General features: G+C 70.2%; 14 protein-coding genes. 10 read left to right on the forward strand and 4 right to left on the reverse strand.

What is annotated here, in order from left to right:
• Positions 1–403 precede the first annotated feature (403 nt).
• The 6 genes from FB381_RS01470 to FB381_RS01500 all read left to right on the forward strand — a co-directional run bounded on the left by FB381_RS01470 (position 404) and on the right by FB381_RS01500 (position 9,588).
• Positions 404–1,258, forward strand: coding sequence for an urea amidolyase associated protein UAAP1 (locus FB381_RS01470; protein ID WP_141778645.1), 855 nt, complete (start codon positions 404–406; stop codon positions 1,256–1,258).
• Between the two features lie 23 nt (positions 1,259–1,281).
• Positions 1,282–2,052, forward strand: a complete 771-nt coding sequence (locus FB381_RS01475) for an urea amidolyase associated protein UAAP2 (RefSeq protein WP_141782549.1) — start codon at positions 1,282–1,284, stop codon at positions 2,050–2,052.
• Positions 2,049–5,729: an urea carboxylase gene (uca, locus tag FB381_RS01480; RefSeq protein WP_141778646.1), complete on the forward strand. Its 3,681-nt coding sequence runs from the start codon at positions 2,049–2,051 to the stop codon at positions 5,727–5,729. The genes FB381_RS01475 and uca overlap by 4 nt, the downstream gene beginning before the upstream one ends.
• A 267-nt stretch (positions 5,730–5,996) precedes the next feature.
• On the forward strand, positions 5,997–6,710 hold the full coding sequence (locus FB381_RS01485) for a TetR family transcriptional regulator (RefSeq protein ID WP_170225025.1): 714 nt from the start codon (positions 5,997–5,999) through the stop codon (positions 6,708–6,710).
• Positions 6,711–6,861: 151 nt separating this feature from the next.
• Positions 6,862–8,112: a hypothetical protein gene (locus FB381_RS24020; protein ID WP_211352297.1), complete on the forward strand. Its 1,251-nt coding sequence runs from the start codon at positions 6,862–6,864 to the stop codon at positions 8,110–8,112.
• 96 nt (positions 8,113–8,208) lie between these two features.
• Positions 8,209–9,588 carry a cytochrome P450 gene (locus tag FB381_RS01500; protein ID WP_141778650.1) on the forward strand — a complete coding sequence of 460 codons (1,380 nt, stop codon included), beginning with the start codon at positions 8,209–8,211 and terminating at the stop codon, positions 9,586–9,588.
• A gap of 133 nt (positions 9,589–9,721) precedes the next feature.
• Here the strand turns inward: FB381_RS01500 and FB381_RS01505 are convergent, their stop codons facing one another.
• On the reverse strand, positions 9,722–10,672 hold the full coding sequence (locus tag FB381_RS01505; protein ID WP_141778651.1) for a helix-turn-helix transcriptional regulator: 951 nt from the start codon (positions 10,670–10,672) through the stop codon (positions 9,722–9,724).
• Positions 10,673–10,800: 128 nt separating this feature from the next.
• Between FB381_RS01505 and FB381_RS01510 the strand changes: the two genes are divergently transcribed.
• From FB381_RS01510 to FB381_RS01520, 3 genes are read left to right on the forward strand one after another with little or no spacing between them, the layout of a single operon-like run.
• Positions 10,801–11,436 carry a histidine phosphatase family protein gene (locus tag FB381_RS01510; RefSeq protein WP_141778652.1) on the forward strand — a complete coding sequence of 212 codons (636 nt, stop codon included), beginning with the start codon at positions 10,801–10,803 and terminating at the stop codon, positions 11,434–11,436.
• Entirely contained in the window at positions 11,430–11,762 is a 333-nt protein-coding gene (locus FB381_RS01515) for a YnfA family protein (RefSeq protein ID WP_141778653.1), read from the forward strand. The genes FB381_RS01510 and FB381_RS01515 overlap by 7 nt, the downstream gene beginning before the upstream one ends.
• A gap of 19 nt (positions 11,763–11,781) precedes the next feature.
• Entirely contained in the window at positions 11,782–12,354 is a 573-nt protein-coding gene (locus tag FB381_RS01520) for an NUDIX hydrolase (protein WP_141778654.1), read from the forward strand.
• Positions 12,355–12,646: 292 nt separating this feature from the next.
• On the opposite strand, the gene FB381_RS01525 is transcribed toward FB381_RS01520, so the two are convergent.
• On the reverse strand, positions 12,647–12,862 hold the full coding sequence (locus tag FB381_RS01525) for a hypothetical protein (RefSeq protein WP_141778655.1): 216 nt from the start codon (positions 12,860–12,862) through the stop codon (positions 12,647–12,649).
• Positions 12,863–13,023: 161 nt separating this feature from the next.
• Here FB381_RS01525 and chrA point away from each other — a divergent pair, with 161 nt between their 5' ends.
• Positions 13,024–14,157: a chromate efflux transporter gene (chrA, locus tag FB381_RS01530; RefSeq protein ID WP_141778656.1), complete on the forward strand. Its 1,134-nt coding sequence runs from the start codon at positions 13,024–13,026 to the stop codon at positions 14,155–14,157.
• Positions 14,158–14,196: 39 nt separating this feature from the next.
• On the opposite strand, the gene FB381_RS01535 is transcribed toward chrA, so the two are convergent.
• Both FB381_RS01535 and FB381_RS01540 read right to left on the reverse strand, forming a co-directional pair.
• Positions 14,197–14,781, reverse strand: coding sequence for a bacterial proteasome activator family protein (locus FB381_RS01535; RefSeq protein ID WP_141778657.1), 585 nt, complete (start codon positions 14,779–14,781; stop codon positions 14,197–14,199).
• Positions 14,782–14,808: 27 nt separating this feature from the next.
• Positions 14,809–15,783, reverse strand: a complete 975-nt coding sequence (locus FB381_RS01540) for an NAD(P)H-quinone oxidoreductase (RefSeq protein ID WP_141778658.1) — start codon at positions 15,781–15,783, stop codon at positions 14,809–14,811.
• Between the last annotated feature and the right edge of the window lie 3 nt (positions 15,784–15,786).

A 15,786-nucleotide genomic window follows, 5' to 3' on the forward strand; every position in this document is an offset into this window, starting at 1 on the left:
TCCCACTGTCATGGGTCGATGTCAGCCGATGATCGGATCCTCCGGGGGTATCGGTCCACTCTTCGGCACGGTTCCGGTGGGTCTTCGGAATGGTGTCTGATATCGCCATCTTCTGTTACCTGTCCTGTGACAGAAGATGGCCCGGCCGGGCGGCGAGCACGGCAACCCCGTCCGATCCGTCAGGCGGAACCGTGAGCGTGAAATTGGCACGAAATGGCCTTTCACCCCTAGCCAGTGCGCGCGGAAAACGATAAGAATCGATCGACCGACAGGGACGAATTTTTCCGTATCCGACCCCACGTTTCGGATACAGGTTCTTAACAGTCATGGTTTGCCGCCAATGCCCTTGACCGACATGCTTACCTGTCAGTTGACAGTTACATCATGCTCGAGGAGGAACCGGGTGGCGCCAGCTGCAAACCACAGCACCGACACCGTGCTGAACGCACGAGAAGACGCTCGTGCGCAAGGGGGACAGGTCAGCGACTGGATGCCCTACCTGCCGGCCTCGGCGAGCCCGTTCTGCCCGAGCGACGTCGACCCCGACAGCCTGACCTGGGCCGAGACGGTCGCGCCCGGCAACTACACGCACAAGGTCGTCGCCCGAGGCACGCGGATCCGTCTCGAGGACCCGACCGGCGAGGCCTGTGCCCACACGCTGGTCTACAACGCGCTCGAACCGACCGAGCGGCTCAACGTCGCCGACACCCAGAAGATCCCGTGGCAGGCCTATCTCGGCCCCGGCCACCCACTGCTCTCCGGCGACGGACGGGTGCTCGCCACGATGCTCACCGACAGCTCTGGCCGCCACGACGCCTTCTGCGGCACCAGCACCGGCGCCTGGAACGCCCTGCGCTACGGCACCGCGCTGCCCGAGGGCCCCGCTCCCGCCGGCCGTGATCTCTTCGTGAAGGCGGCCGCCAAGCACGGGCTCGGCCCGGCCGACGTGCCGCCGTCGGTCTCGTTCTTCCAAGGAGTGCGCGTCACCGCCGACGGGAGCTTCGACTGGCTCGGCTCGTCAGGGGCCGGCACCGCGGTCGACCTCGTCGCCGAGATCCCGCTCATCGTGCTGATCGCCAACGTCCCGCACCCCCGCGACCCGCGACCGGAATACATCGTCGGGCCGCTGCGCGTGCACGCGTGGCGTACGCCGTCAACGACTCCCACCGGTCCGGGAGACGAGCGCTTCGGCGCCTCTCCCGAGATCCAGCGGGCGTATCTGAACACACTCGACTATGCGGAGGCTCGGGGCCTGTGACAACCACGATCGACAACCCGGTGATGAGGCCTGTGACGACCATTCCTGTCCCGTTGACCACCCATCTGACCCCGGACGGGCAGCTGATCTCCAGCGTCCCTGTCGGCGCCTCCTATACCGAAGGCAGTCCGCTCGACTGGTCGGGTCCGCTGGTGCCGGGTGCTGTCGTGCTGGACGAGCAGGTGGCGCCGCGCGCGTCGTGGTCGGGTGTGGTGCGTGCCGGGCAGGTGCTGACGATCGTCGATGTCGGGGGCAACCAGTCGGGCGACTGCCTGCTCTACAACGCCGGCGACACCGACGAGCGCTACAGCGCGCCGGACACGCTCGCCTGGCAGAACAACGCCTACATCCGCACCGGGACGGTGCTGCGCAGCAACCTCGGTCGCCCGCTGATGACGGTCGTCGGCAACGAGATCGACCGGCAGGACACGATCGGTGGTGCGTGCTCGCGCGAGTCGAACACGCTGCGCTACGGACACCACGTGATGTATCACCACGGCTGCCGGGAGAACTTCCTGACCGAGGGCGCCGAGCACGGTCTCGGCATGCGTGACGTCGTGTCCAACATCAACTGGTTCATGAACGTGCCCATCGAGGAGGACGGCGCGCTCGGCATCGTCGACGGGATGTCCGCGCCCGGCAAGCGGGTCGCGCTGCGCGCCGAGACCGACACGCTCGTGCTGATCTCGAACTGCCCGCAGATGAACAACCCCTGCAACGCGTTCAACCCGACGCCGCTGCGGATGGTCGTCACCGAGCCCGCGGACGACGTCGACTACGAGGGCGACGCATGACGCTTGGTGCATCTCTTGGCACTGTTCTTGTCGCCAACCGGGGGGAGATCGCCCGTCGAGTGATGCGCTCGGCGCACGAGCTCGGGCTGCGTACGGTCGCGGTCTTCTCCGAGGCCGACCGAGCGGCTCCACACGTGCGCGAGGCCGACGAGTCGGTCTGTCTGGGCTCCGCGCCCGCACGCGACTCCTACCTCCGCGGAGACCTGATCATCGCAGCAGCCCTGCGCACCGGCGCGGGGCTGATCCATCCCGGCTACGGCTTCCTCTCCGAGAGCGCTGCCTTCGCCAGGGATGTGGAGGCAGCGGGTCTGCGCTTCGTCGGGCCGACCGCCGACCAGATCAGCGCCTTCGGCGAGAAGCACTCGGCCCGCAGGCTCGCCGAGATCGCCGGGGTGCCGATGCTCGCCGGCTCCGGCCTGCTCGCCGGCCCCGAGGACGCCGCCGAGGAGGCGGCCCGGATCGGGCTGCCGGTGATGGTCAAGGCGACCGGCGGCGGTGGCGGCATCGGGATGACGGCGTGCAGCTCGGAGGACGACGTGCGCGTCGCGTTCGAGCGGGTCTCGCGGCTCGCCCAGACCAGCTTCGGCACCGCCGGCGTCTTCCTGGAGCGGCTGGTGCGGCCCGCCCGCCACGTCGAGGTGCAGATCTTCGGCGACGGCCAGGGGCAGGTCGCCGTGCTCGGAGACCGCGACTGCTCGCTGCAGCGCCGCAACCAGAAGGTGATCGAGGAGGCGCCCGCGCCCGCCCTCCCCGAAGCGGTGCGCACGGTCATGCACGACTCCGCGCGCCAGCTCGCGAAGTCGGTCTCGTACCGGTCGGCCGGCACCGTGGAGTTCGTCTACGACCCGGCGCGCGAGCAGGTCTCGTTCCTCGAGGTGAACACGCGCCTCCAGGTCGAGCACGCCGTGACCGAGCAGGTGATGGGCATCGACATCGTCGCGCTCATGCTGCAGCTGGCCCGCGACGGCGTCGACGCACTGCCGGACGAGCTCTTCCGCCGCTGCGCGGCACCCGAGGCGTACGCCGTCGAGGCACGTGTCTACGCCGAGGACCCGGGCAAGGACTCGATGCCCTCGTCGGGTCTGGTCACGCGCGCCGTGCTCCCGGCCGAGACCGCGAACGTCCGCGTCGACTCCTGGATCGAGTCGGGCCTCGAGGTCTCGCCGCACTACGACCCGTTGCTCGCCAAGGTGATCGCGACCGGCGCGAGCCGTGACGAGGCGCTCTCGACGCTGGCCGACGCGCTCGGCGAGACCCACATCGACGGCATCGTCACCAACGTCTCCGCGCTGCGCGCGATGACGGCGTACGCCGAGCTCCGATCGGCCACCCACTCGACCTCGACGCTGGCCGAGCGCACCAAGGAGAGCTACGCCCGCGGCAGGAGCGGCGACCCGGATGCTCGCATCGACGTGCTCGACCCGGGCGTGCTCACCACTGTGCAGGACCTGCCCGGCCGGGTGGGCTACTGGCAGGTCGGCGTGCCGCCCTCGGGGCCGTTCGACCCGGTCTCCTTCGCGGAGGCCAACCTGGCCGTCGGCAACCGTCGCGGCGCCCCGGGCCTCGAGGTCACCGTGCCGTTGTCGACGGGACGGGCGACGTCCGGCGGACCGGTCCTGGTCTTCTCCGACGCCGCTGTCGTCTGTGTGGCCGGGGCGCCCATGCCGGTCACCGTCGACGACGTCGCGGTGCCGCAGTGGGAGCCGGTCGAGATCCCCGCGGGCGCCACGCTGAGGCTGGGCCGCTGCGACGGCCCGGGCCTGCGGACCTACGTCGCGGTGCGGGGCGGTCTGGACGTGCCCGACTACCTGGGCAGCGCCTCGACCTTCACGCTCGGTGGTTTCGGCGGGCACGCCGGCCGTGCTCTCCAGCGCGGCGACGTGCTCCGGCCCGGCACCGCGACCGACCCGGAGATCGAGCCCGGCGCCACCCCCGTCTCCCGGAGACTCACCCTGACCAGCACCTGGGAGATCGGTGTCACCGAGGGGCCGCACGCCGCCCCGGAGTTCTTCACGCGCGAGGACATCGACCAGCTCTACGCGGCCAGCTATCAGGTGCACCACAACTCGGCGCGCACCGGCGTACGCCTGATCGGGCCGCGGCCGACGTGGGCTCGTGCCGACGGCGGCGAGGCGGGCCTGCACCCCTCGAACATCCACGACACCGCCTACACGGTGGGGTCGCTCGACTTCACCGGAGACACCCCGATCATCCTCGGCCCGGACGGACCGTCGCTGGGAGGGTTCGTCTGCCCGGCGGTCGTCGCCAGCGGCGAGCTGTGGAAGATCGGGCAGCTGCGGCCCGGCGACACGGTGCGCTTCGTGCCGGTGCGCGAGAGCAAGGCCGCCGGCCTGGTCAACCACCGTGCTTCCCCTACGGTGGCCCGCGGGTCGGGCGGCGACGGCGACGACGGTGTGCTGGGCAGGATGCCCGAGACCAGCGCGCGGCCGGAGGTCACCTATCGACGCAGCGGCGACAACTCCGTGCTGGTCGAATACGGCCCGATGACCCTCGACCTCGGTCTTCGGATGCGGGTGCACGCGCTGCAGTCGGCGCTCGCCGAGCACGCGCCGGCGGGGATCATCGACGTCACCCCCGGGATCAGGTCGCTGCAGGTGCACACCGACTCCTCCGTGCTGCGCGCTGGCCAGGTCGCCGGGCTGCTGCGTGAGCTCGAGGAGCACCTGCCCGCGACCTCCGAGCTGACCGTGCCGTCCCGGCGGGTGCGGCTGCCGCTGTCGTGGGACGACCCCGCGACCCGTGAGGCGATCGAGCGATACACCGCCGGCGTACGCGACGACGCGCCGTGGGCGCCGTGGAACATCGAGTTCATCCGCCGGATCAACGGGCTCGACTCGATCGAGGACGTCCACCGGACCGTCTTCGACGCGACGTACCTCGTGCTCGGTCTGGGTGACGTCTATCTGGGCGCTCCGGTCTCGACGCCGCTGGACCCGCGGCACCGGCTGGTCACGACGAAGTACAACCCTGCGCGCACCTGGACGGCGGAGAACTCGGTCGGCATCGGTGGCGCCTACATGTGCATCTACGGCATGGAGGGGCCGGGCGGCTATCAGCTGGTCGGTCGGACGACGCAGGTGTTCAACCGCTTCCGGCGTTCGGTGGGCCCTGGGGGGCTCTTCCAGGACGACCCCTGGGCGCTGCGTTTCTTCGACCGGATCGAGTGGTATCCCGTCTCCGCCGACGAGCTCCTGGAGCTGCGGGCGGAGGTCGACGCCGGCCGTGGCGAGTTCGAGACCGAGGAAGGCACCTTCTCGATCAAGGAGTACGACCGGTTCCTGCGTGCCAACGAGGAGTCGATCTCGGCCTTCCGGCAGCGCCAGTCGACGGCCTTCGACGAAGAGCGCGAACGCTGGGAGGCGAACGGCGAGTTCGACATCGGCGACCGCATCGGCGCCCACGCCGATCCGTCGCAGATCGAGGTGCCGCAGGGGTGCGTCGAGGTGACCGCACCGTTCACCTCGACGGTCTGGAAGGTCGTGGCCGACCTCGGCGCCCGGCTGGCGGAGGACGATCCGCTGATGGTCGTCGAGGCGATGAAGATGGAGGCGAGCGTGCCCGTGCCCGTCGCGGGTGAGGTGGTCGAGATCTACGTGAAGCCGGGCGAGCAGATCGCGCCGGGGCAGGTGATCGCCGCGGTGCGCCCTCTCGGTTAGGCGGCGACGTACGCGGCATTCCTCCCGGCGGCACACGGCTCTGTTCAGGTGCGTCTCGCGTTGTCACACTGAGAGGCCCGCCAGCATTTATCGCCCCAGGAGGATGCTGTGCCACGTAGGAGAGCGACACGTCCGCGAGCGCATCGCGCCATACACGTTGTCGACGGAGTCTTCAACCCCTCTGTGGGACTTTCGGCCCTATTCTTTAGGGGAAGAATGCTCTTTCGATTCTTCCCCGAAACTCGGGAGGCCGCTTAGATGGCATACATGACAACTAGGCGTTCTCGGCCCGGCCGCCCCAGGCATGTGCCCGATTCGGGCACCGCCTCACCACGTGATCAGATCCTCGATGCGTCTGCGCGCCTCTTCGTGTCGCAGGGCTTCGCGGCAACGTCCACCCGCGAGATCGCCGACCAGGTCGGCATCCGTCAGGCCTCTCTCTACTACCACTTCGCGGGCAAGGACGAGATCCTCGTCGAGCTGCTCCGGAAGTCGGTGCGGCCGACCACCGACAAGGTCGAGAAGATCCTCGGCCAGGTGCCGCCGCTCGACTACGAGACGGCTCTCTACCTGCTCGTGCTGGTCGACGTACGCACGCTCGCTGACGTGCCGCACAACGTCGGCATGCTCTACCAGCTGCCCGACGTGACCAACGGCGAGGTCTACAACGAGTTCCGCGACGAGCGTGAAGAGCTGGCCGATCACTATGCGGACATCGCCAGCCAGGTGGCATCCGAGACCGTGCTGGCGACGGTGCCCAAGAAGCAGCTGGGTGACCTGCTGATCCAGCTCGTCGAGGGCGTCATCAACATGCGCACCGAAGACCCCGACCGCCACATCCCGTGCTCGGAGGCCTGGGCGATCGCGGCGTCGTGCCTGCGGGTCTGCGGGGTGAGCCAGGACCGGATCGACGCCGCCTCGCCGGTCGCCATCGACATGCTCCAGGACTTCCTGGAGGACAAGGTCCCTCAGCCTGCCTGACCAGCTGGCGGGCAAACGGTAAATGGTGTGCGCGGCACGCGCGTGTGAGTTGCCCAGATGAGGCTTGACCGACACACTTTCCGAGCCCCTTGCCCGCTTCCCCAGCAACGAGGACCCCACACGTGCGCAACGACCCTTCCGGAGGCCGCTGATGGCCCGGAAGCAGACAGCCATCCTTTCCGTCACCCGCGGGGTGACGACGCTCAACGGCCTCGTGGTCGAACGTCCCTGGGGAGACGACCCGCATCAAGCAGGCGTACGCGCCGTGCGGGAGCAGCTCGCCGAGCCCGCTCGTAGGCCCGTCGAGGTCGTCGCCACCGACGACGACGCCCGCGTGCGGATGCTCGTGCACCCCGACGGCCAGGTCACCGACGTCGAGACGCTCGAGGTCTTCGGAGCCCACACATCGCCGTACGACGTGCCCGGAGCGGCGTGGCTGCCCGGCGCCGCTGGTGCTGACCTGGTCATCGAAGCAGAGCCGGCCGGGGGAGCCGGCGGGGCTTCCGATCAACCGCGCGAGGAGCCCGCGGAGCCGGAGGCGGCGCCGGATCTGGGTGTTCCGGCTCCTGTCGAGCCGGCCGAGCCTCCTCCGGCTGCTCCTGCTCCGCCGCCTGCTGCTGCGCTCGTGCCGGATCCCGAGCCTGCGCCGGAACCCGCGCCCGCACCCGAGCCGGAACCCGCGCCCGCGCCGCTGCCTCCGGTGGCCCCGCCGCCGTCGACGCCTCCGCCGGCTGCTGCCCCTCCGACCGCCGGACCGCCGGCTGCCGGACCGGCTGAGGCCGGACCACTCGTTCCGATGCACCACATGGGCCCCGGGCCGTACCAGCGATCTCGGGTGACGCGTCGCGGCCGGATCGTGCTGGTCGTCGTCGGTGTGCTGCTGCTGATCCTGCTCTATGTGGTGCTGCGCGGGTGTGCGGCCGGATCTGATCCGGGCTCCGCCGACAAGCGGGAGCCACGGAGCCAGGAGTCGACGCCGAGCGCGCCGGCCAGCGAGGACGTCATCGAGCCACCGTCGACGAAGCCCTCGCCCAGCGGGTCGGCGTCGTCGGCTCCGGTCACGCCCACCCCGACCCCGACGTCCGCCCCGACCAGGAAGCCGAAGCCGGATCCCGGTCCGACCCGGACACTGTCGGTCGACGCGATCGCGATGACCGAGGCGATCGGGCTGCGGATCGACGCCAGCCGGCTGCCGGTGACCGCCACCATCACGATGGACCCGTGGGGTGATCCGGAGAAGTTCACGCGCACGGTCACCATCACCGAGCCGAACCAGCTGGTGAAGGTCAGGCCGGTCGGCTCCGGCCACGCGAAGTGGTCGGTCAGGGTTGCCGGCGCCGACAAGGTCACCGGCTACACCCACTCCTGGCCCAAGGGCGATCGGGAGTTCGTCCGGCGCTGATTCACCGGGACGAATTTGCTACCACGGTCGGATGTGGCTGCGATCACGCCCGGCGTACGCTGCACGAGAACGTGTTCCTGTGCTCGGAGGTCCCGTATGCCGTTCAAGATCATGCCGCCGGTCGGCCCGCGCAAGATGGCCGGCCGCACGCTGGGAAAGGCCGAGCGCACTGCCAAGCAAGGCGTGCGCTGGGCGTTGGGTCATGGGCTGCCGCGTACGGCCATCGTGCGTTCTGCCCGCAAGGGTGACCTGCAGGGTGACCTGATCCTCAGCGGACCCGGGTCGCACACCTTCGACCTGGTCGACCTCTTCGAGGAGTTCCGCGCGCGGGGGCCGCTCTACCAGGGCGGTTTCAGCCATCTCGCGGTCGACCACGAGGTCATCAAGGAGGTGCTGACCAGCAACGACTTCATCACCGGCTTCTTCGCGCCCGACGAGTCGGGCACGGGGCTGTTCGCGCGGGCGGCCGCCTGGTCGGCCAGCGACGTCTTCGCGCCGCTCCAGCCGCCCTCGCTGCTGGCGACCGAACCGCCGGAGCACACCCGCTATCGCAAGCTCGTCACCCGTGTCTTCACGGTGCGCGCGGTCGAGAAGCTGCGCGCCCGCACCGAGGAGATCGCCCGAGAGCTGCTCGACGACCTGGAGAAGGAGGCTGCCTCCGGAGGCAGCGTCGACCTGGTCACCCGCTATTGCGGGCTGCTGCCGATCACGGTGATCTCCGAGGTGCTCGGAGTGCCCGTCGAGCTGCGCGAACGCATGCTCGAGCTCGGCAAGGGTGCTGCCCTGAGCCTCGATATCGGGCTCGAATGGCGCACCTTCCGCGACATGGAGGCCTCGCTGGAGGAGTTCGACCACTGGCTGCGCGGCCACCTCGAGTACCTCGCCGAGCACCCGGGCGACGACCTGCTCAGCCAGCTCGTCGCGCTCCGTGACGACGGTGACCGGCTCAGCGAACGGGAGCTGCGCGCCGTCGCCGGCCTGGTCTTCGCCGCCGGTTTCGAGACCACCGTGAACCTCATCGGCAACGGCATCGCGCTGCTCCACGACAACCCCGAGCAGCTCGAGAAGCTCACGGCACAACCCGACCTGTGGTCGAACGCGGCCGACGAGATCCTGCGGCTCGACCCGCCCGTGCTCCTCACCGGCCGCGTCGCCCGGCGCGACTCCACCATCGCCGGCCAGGAGATCCCGCGCGGCACGATCATCAACACCGTGCTGGCCGCCGCCAACCGCGACCCGGCCGTGTTCACCGACCCGGCCACCTTCGACGTCACCCGCGAGAACGCCCGCGACCACCTCTCCTTCTCCAGCGGCCGACACTTCTGCCTCGGCGCCGCCCTGGCCCGGATGGAAGGCGAGATCGGCCTCCGCCTGCTCTTCGAGCGCTTCCCCGACCTCCAACTCCTCGACGGCCGCGAACGCCACCCCACCCGCATCCTCCGCGGCTACTCCCACCTCCCCGCCCGGCTCTCCTGACCCTGCCGAGGAGTCACGTCTGCAGGTCGAGACGTCACTCCTGCAGGTCGAGATGGCACCTCGGTGCCATCTCGACCTGCACAACTGACGCTTCGACCTGCACAACCGACGTCTCGGCGGGAAGGGAGGTACGTCAGTGCTCGGCGGCGTCGAGGAGGCGGCGGCCGAGGGTGGCGACGCAGCGGCGTACTTCGTCGCCTTCGATGACGTGGAACGGGACGGCGCGACCGGCGAGCTCGTGGGCGTACCAGTCCGGGCTGTTGGTGCTCCCGACGAGCCGGCAGTGCGTGTCGTCGATGGGTTCGAGGCGTCCGAGCACGCGGGGGAGGTAGCGATCGATCTGCGCGAACGGGGCGTCGAAGACGACCTCCACCGGATAGGCCCAGCCTTCGCCGAGATGCTCCTCGACCTCGGTGAGCGGATCGATCTCGGGGCGTACGAACGTGGTCTCCTCGATGTCGACCGCGCTCATCCTGTCGACGCGCAGCACGCGGCGGGCGTCGGCGGTGTGCGACCAGCAGAGCAGATACCAGCGGGCGTGGCGCACGACGACGGCCCACGGGTCGACCACCATCTTGCGCTCGTTGCCGTGCTCGGTCGTGTAGGCGATCGTCGTGCGGCGCCGGGAGTCGCAGGCCTGCACGAGGCTGGTGGTGATGTCCGGCTCGGGGGAGACGGCACTCCGGTCGGGCACCGCCGAGATCGTACGCCGCACTGCGGCCACCGTCTGCGACAGCGACTCCGGCAGCACGCGGCCGATCTTGCCGACGGCGCTGCCCACCGGGCCGGTGGCGTCGGAGATGTCGTGGTGGCCGTCGAGCAGCGCCATCACCAGGCCGAGCGCCTCCGCGGTGGTGAAGATCAGCGGCGTACGCATGCCGCGACCGAGCCGATAGCCGCCGTAGGGGCCGCGTTCGGACTCGACCGGGATGCCCGCCTCGCGCAGGATCGCGATGTAGCGGCGTGCGGCGCGCTCGGTGACCCGTAGCCTCTCGCCCAGCCGTTCGGCGGTGATGCCGGGGGAGGACTGCAGCAGCTCCAAGGTGAGCAGTGCCCGCGCGGTCGGGCTCTCGTCATGTGCCATCGCAGCGGCTCCCGGAAGTAGTTCGTCCGGATTCCAGATTATCCGTGACCTCTCGACCTGCGCGAGTGACTTCTCGGCCTGCAGGAGTGACTTCTCGGCGGGGGTGGGTCCCGTACCCTGGCCCGCATATGAGAATTCTGCTGATCCGCCACGGCCAGACCCCCAGCAACGTCAGTGGGGCGCTCGACACCGCCTTCCCGGGGGCAGGGCTCACCGACCTCGGGCTGTCCCAGGCGGCGGCGGTGCCCGATGCGCTGGAGGGGGAGGGGATCGCCGGGCTCTACGCCTCCCGCCTCGTGCGTACGCAGCTGACCGCTCAGCCGCTCGCGACCCGGCTCGGGCTGCCGGTGGTCGTGCAGGAGGGGCTCGAGGAGATCAATGCCGGCGACCTGGAGATGGCGACCGGCAAGGAGGCCGTGACGGCCTACCTGGAGGCGCTGGCCGACTGGATCGACGGCACCCTCGAGACCCCGGTGCCGGGCGGCGAGGCCGGCCACGAGTTCCTGGCGCGGTTCGACGCGGCGGTGCGGGCCGTGGCCGACAAGCACGACGCCGACGACACGGTCGCGATCGTCACGCACGGCGCCGCGATCCGGATGTGGACCGGGCTGCGCACCAAGGAGTCGCCCGCGTTCGGCGACGAGAACCGCATCCGCAACACCGGCCTCGCGATCGTCGAGGGTGACCCCGACGGCGGCTGGGTGACGACCTCGTGGAACAACGACCCGCTCGGCGGCGCGCATCTGATCGGTGAAGGATTTTGATCCTCCGTTCCCTGCTCCTCTTCGTCCTGGCCGCGCTCGCCGAGATCGGCGGAGCCTGGCTGGTCTGGCAGGGGCTGCGCGAGCACCGCGGCTGGCTCTGGGTGGGTGCCGGCGTCATCGCGCTCGGTCTCTACGGCGCCATCGCGACGCTGCAGCCCGACGCTCATTTCGGGCGGATCCTGGCGGCGTACGGTGGTGTCTTCGTGGTCGGCTCGATCGCCTGGGGGATGGCGGTCGACGGCTATCGGCCCGACCGGTGGGACATCACCGGCGCCGCGCTCTGCCTGGCCGGGATGGGCGTGATCATGTACGCCCCGCGTGGGTGAGGATGTGGAGGATGTGGACATGGGCTTCGAGGAAGAAGAGTCACCACGCACGTTCGTCGCGGTGCCCCCGGCGCAGCGACCTCGGCGCACCCGCCGCACGGCACGTGTGCTGCTGATCGACGACCGCGACCGGATCCTGCTCTTCGCCGACTCCGACCCCGGCATCTCGGGGTCGCGCTGGTGGATCACCCCCGGCGGTGGCATCGACCCCGGCGAGAGCGACGCGGCCGCCGCGGTGCGTGAGGTCGAGGAGGAGACCGGGCTCCGCATCACCGAGACCGACCTGCTCGGCCCGACGATGCGACGCGCCGTCGTGCACGGCTACAGCGATGTCGTCATCGAGCAGGAGGACGTCTTCTACGCGTGCTGGGTGCCGGCCTTCGAGGTCTCCACCGCCGGCCACACCGAGGACGAGCTGCTCACGATGGCTGATCATCGTTGGTGGGCGCGGAGCGAGCTGGCGGAGACCGACGAGGAGATCTGGCCGGCGGTGCTCCTGGACCTGTGGCGCGACGCCGATCTGCGCCGCGGCGCGGGGGAGGCCGATCCTGCCGACGGAGGTTCGGTCGAGGAGTCGTCCGTCCCCGCCTGAGCGCCGGCCCGATGCGCACCGCGGTGCAGCGTACGAGATGCGCCGCGGCCGACCATCCCCCTCACGATGGTCGGCCGCGGCATTGGCGAGATCTCGTCGACATCCCCCGGTTGGACGGATCTCTGGCAGGTGCCACCCGCTCGAGCGGAATCCCCCGATTCGCTCGAGCGCGATGACACTCAGTCGGTGGTGCGGTGCTGTGGTCGTGCCCTGCGCCTGCCCCTCAGCCGGCCCACTGCGTCCACCCACAGCACAACCGTGTGGACCAAGGACCGAAGATGGAGACGCATGGTCAGCGGAGAGCGCCGAGCGCGATGATGCCGGTCGCGGCCACGACCGCGACGCCGAACATCGCGGTGTCGGTGGCCGGCGGCATGCCGTCACGGTGCTTGTGGTCGGTGGTGTCGCTCTTGCGGAGGCTGCGGACAGCGTCGAGCACGTCGTTGCGGAGCGACTCGATGGCGCTCAGGTCACTGCGGTGACGGGCGGTGATCGTGGTGGTGGCCATGGTGTTCCTCTTCTCGGCGGTAGTGCTGACCGCCCACTTCCGGCGGCTTCGTGTGGATGAAACGGGCCCGTGACGCGGTCATGACGCAGAGTTTTGCCACTTTGTGGTGACAGAAAGTCCACAAATAAGAAACATCAATCCGACCCCGTACGCTGCGCCCCATGACCACGCTGGTGGAGATCACTCGGGAGTGGGGCCGGATCGGGTGCCTCGGGTTCGGCGGGCCTCCCGCCCACATCCGGTTGCTCCGTGAGACGGTCGTCGAACGCCGCGGGTGGGTGGAGCCGGACGAGTTCGAGGACGCGATCGCGACCTGCAACCTGCTTCCCGGGCCCTCCTCCACCCAGCTGGCGATCTTCACCGCCTGGCGGGTGCGCGGCGCGGCCGGTGCGTTGGTCGGCGGCCTCGCGTTCATCCTCCCCGGCCTCGTGCTGATCCTCGCCCTGGCCGCCCTGTTTCTCGGAGACCCGCCCGCATGGGTGCTGGGCGCCGGAGCCGGCGCCGGCGCGGCCGTTGCCGCGGTGGCGGTCCAGGCCGGCTGGGCGCTCGTGCCGTCCTCGTATGCGCGCACCCCGTCACGTGCGCGCTGGATCCTCTACGCCGTCATCGGCACCGTCGCCGCCGCGACCACCGGCGCCTGGGTGGTCCTCGTGCTCGTCGGGGCGGGGCTCGTCGAGGTAGCGGTGCGGCGGCCGCGGCGTACGAGCTCGTTCCAGTCGGTGCTCACCCTCCCGCTGCTGGCACAGGGTGCGCTCACCGCCACGGTCGCCGCTCCGCTCGCGTGGACGGCTTTCAAGGTGGGCGCGCTGTCCTACGGTGGCGGGTTCGTGATCATCCCGCTGATGCAGTCCGACGCGGTCGAGCGCTACAGGTGGATGAGCGACGCCGAGTTCCTCAACGCGGTGGCGCTCGGACAGATCACGCCGGGGCCGGTGGTCCACACCGTCGCGGTCGTGGGCTTCGCCGCCGCGGGGCTCCTCGGCGCCCTGGCTGCCGCGCTGATCGCCTTCGGGCCCTCGTTCGTGCTGATCATCGCCGGTGGACCCCACTTCGAAGCGCTGCGCTCGTCGCCGCTGGCTCGCGCCTTCCTCGACGGTGCCGGCCCGGCCGCGATCGGCGCCATCCTCGGCTCCGCCGTGCCGCTCGCGACGGCGACGAGCGAATGGTGGCAGTGGACGGTGCTGGCTGCTGCGGGCGTACTCCTGCTGGCGTTGAGGCGCGGCGTCGTGCTCACCCTCCTGCTCGCGGCAGGGGTCGGTGTCGTCGTCGCGCTCGCGGGCGGGCCGTTGCCGTGAATGCTGACCGAGGTAGCTCGGTCAACATCCACCCGGACCTCACAGGTAGAGGCCGCCCGAGGAGTCGCCGTGGTCCTGGTGGTCGCCCTGAGCGGGGGAGCCGGGGGCGGGAGTGCCGTCCGGGGTGAGGCTCACGCCCGGCGGCAGGCCCTTGCGGATCTGCTCGAACTGGGCGCGGGCCGCGACCTGCTGGGCGTAGATGGCGGTCTGGATGCCGTGGAAGAGACCCTCGAGCCAGCCGACCAGCTGTGCCTGGGCGATCCGGAGCTCGCCGTCGGAGGGCACCTGCTCCTCGGTGAACGGGAGCGAGAGCCGCTCCAGCTCCTCGACCAGCTCGGGCGCGAGCCCGGACTCGAGCTCCTTTATCGAGGCGTGGTGGATCTCGCGGAGACGGTTGCGGGATGCCTCGTCGAGCGGGGCAGCCTTCACCTCCTCGAGCAGCTGACGGATCATCGACCCGATCCGCATCACCTTCGCAGGCTGCTCCACGAGATCGGTCACGTCGCGCTCTTCGGCGTCGGGAGCCTGCGCTTCGGTGGCGTCCTTGAGTACGTCGGCGGGCACCGAGATCGGCTTCCCGTCCGGCCCGATGACCACGACTTCCCCGGTGTGCTCCTGCGTCATGCGCCCACCCTACCCAGCCTGTGGTGCCTAGCCTGCGGTGGTCAGCAGGATCTTGCCGGTGTGGGTGCCCGACTCCATGAGCCGGTGTGCCTCGGCGGCCTCCGCGAGCGGGAGCCTGTCCTGCACGATCGCCTTGACCCCGCCGGACTCGACCAGCGGCCAGACGTGCTCGACGACCGCGGCGCAGATCGACGCCTTCTGCTCGACCGGGCGCCCGCGCAGGTTGGTCGCGATGACCGCGGCCCGCTTGCGCAGCAGGGAGCTGATGTCGAGCTCGGTCTTGGTGCCGCCCTGCATGCCGATGATGACCAGGCGTCCCTCGGGGTTGAGGGCGTCGATGTTGCGGGCCAGATACTTCGCGCCCATGTTGTCGAGGATGACGTCGGCGCCGCCGTAGACCTTGGCGACCTCGACGAAGTCGTCGTCCTTGTAGCTGATCGCCACCTCGGCACCGAGCGACTTGGCCAGCTCGGCCTTCTCGGGCGAACCGACCGTGGTGAGCACCCGCGCCCCCATCTGGCTGGCCAGCTGGATCGCCATCGTGCCGATCCCGCCGGCGCCTCCGTGCACGAGGAACGTCTCGTCGGGGGTCAGGCCGCCGACCATGAACACGTTGGACCACACCGTCGCGGCGACCTCGGGCAGCGCGGCCGCGGTGACCAGGTCGACGCCCTGCGGGACCGGCATCAGCTGTCCGGCCGGCACGGCGACCTTCGTGGCATAGCCGCCGCCGGCCAGGAGGGCGCACACCTCGTCGCCCACCTGCCACCGGTCGACACCCTCGCCGACCGCGGAGACGGTGCCGCTGCACTCCATCCCGATGACGTCGCTGGCGCCCTTCGGCGGCGGGTAGAAGCCCTGGCGCTGCAACAGGTCGGCCCGGTTGAGCCCCGCGGCGGCGACGTCGATCACGACCTCGCCAGGTGCCGGCTCCGGGTCGGGGAGCTCGGTGACGGCGAGGACATCGGGTCCTCCGGGCTGCTCGGCTACGACTGCTCGCATGCG

Origin of the sequence: Nocardioides albertanoniae (genome assembly GCF_006716315.1) — a bacterium.
GTDB lineage: Bacteria > Actinomycetota > Actinomycetes > Propionibacteriales > Nocardioidaceae > Nocardioides > Nocardioides albertanoniae.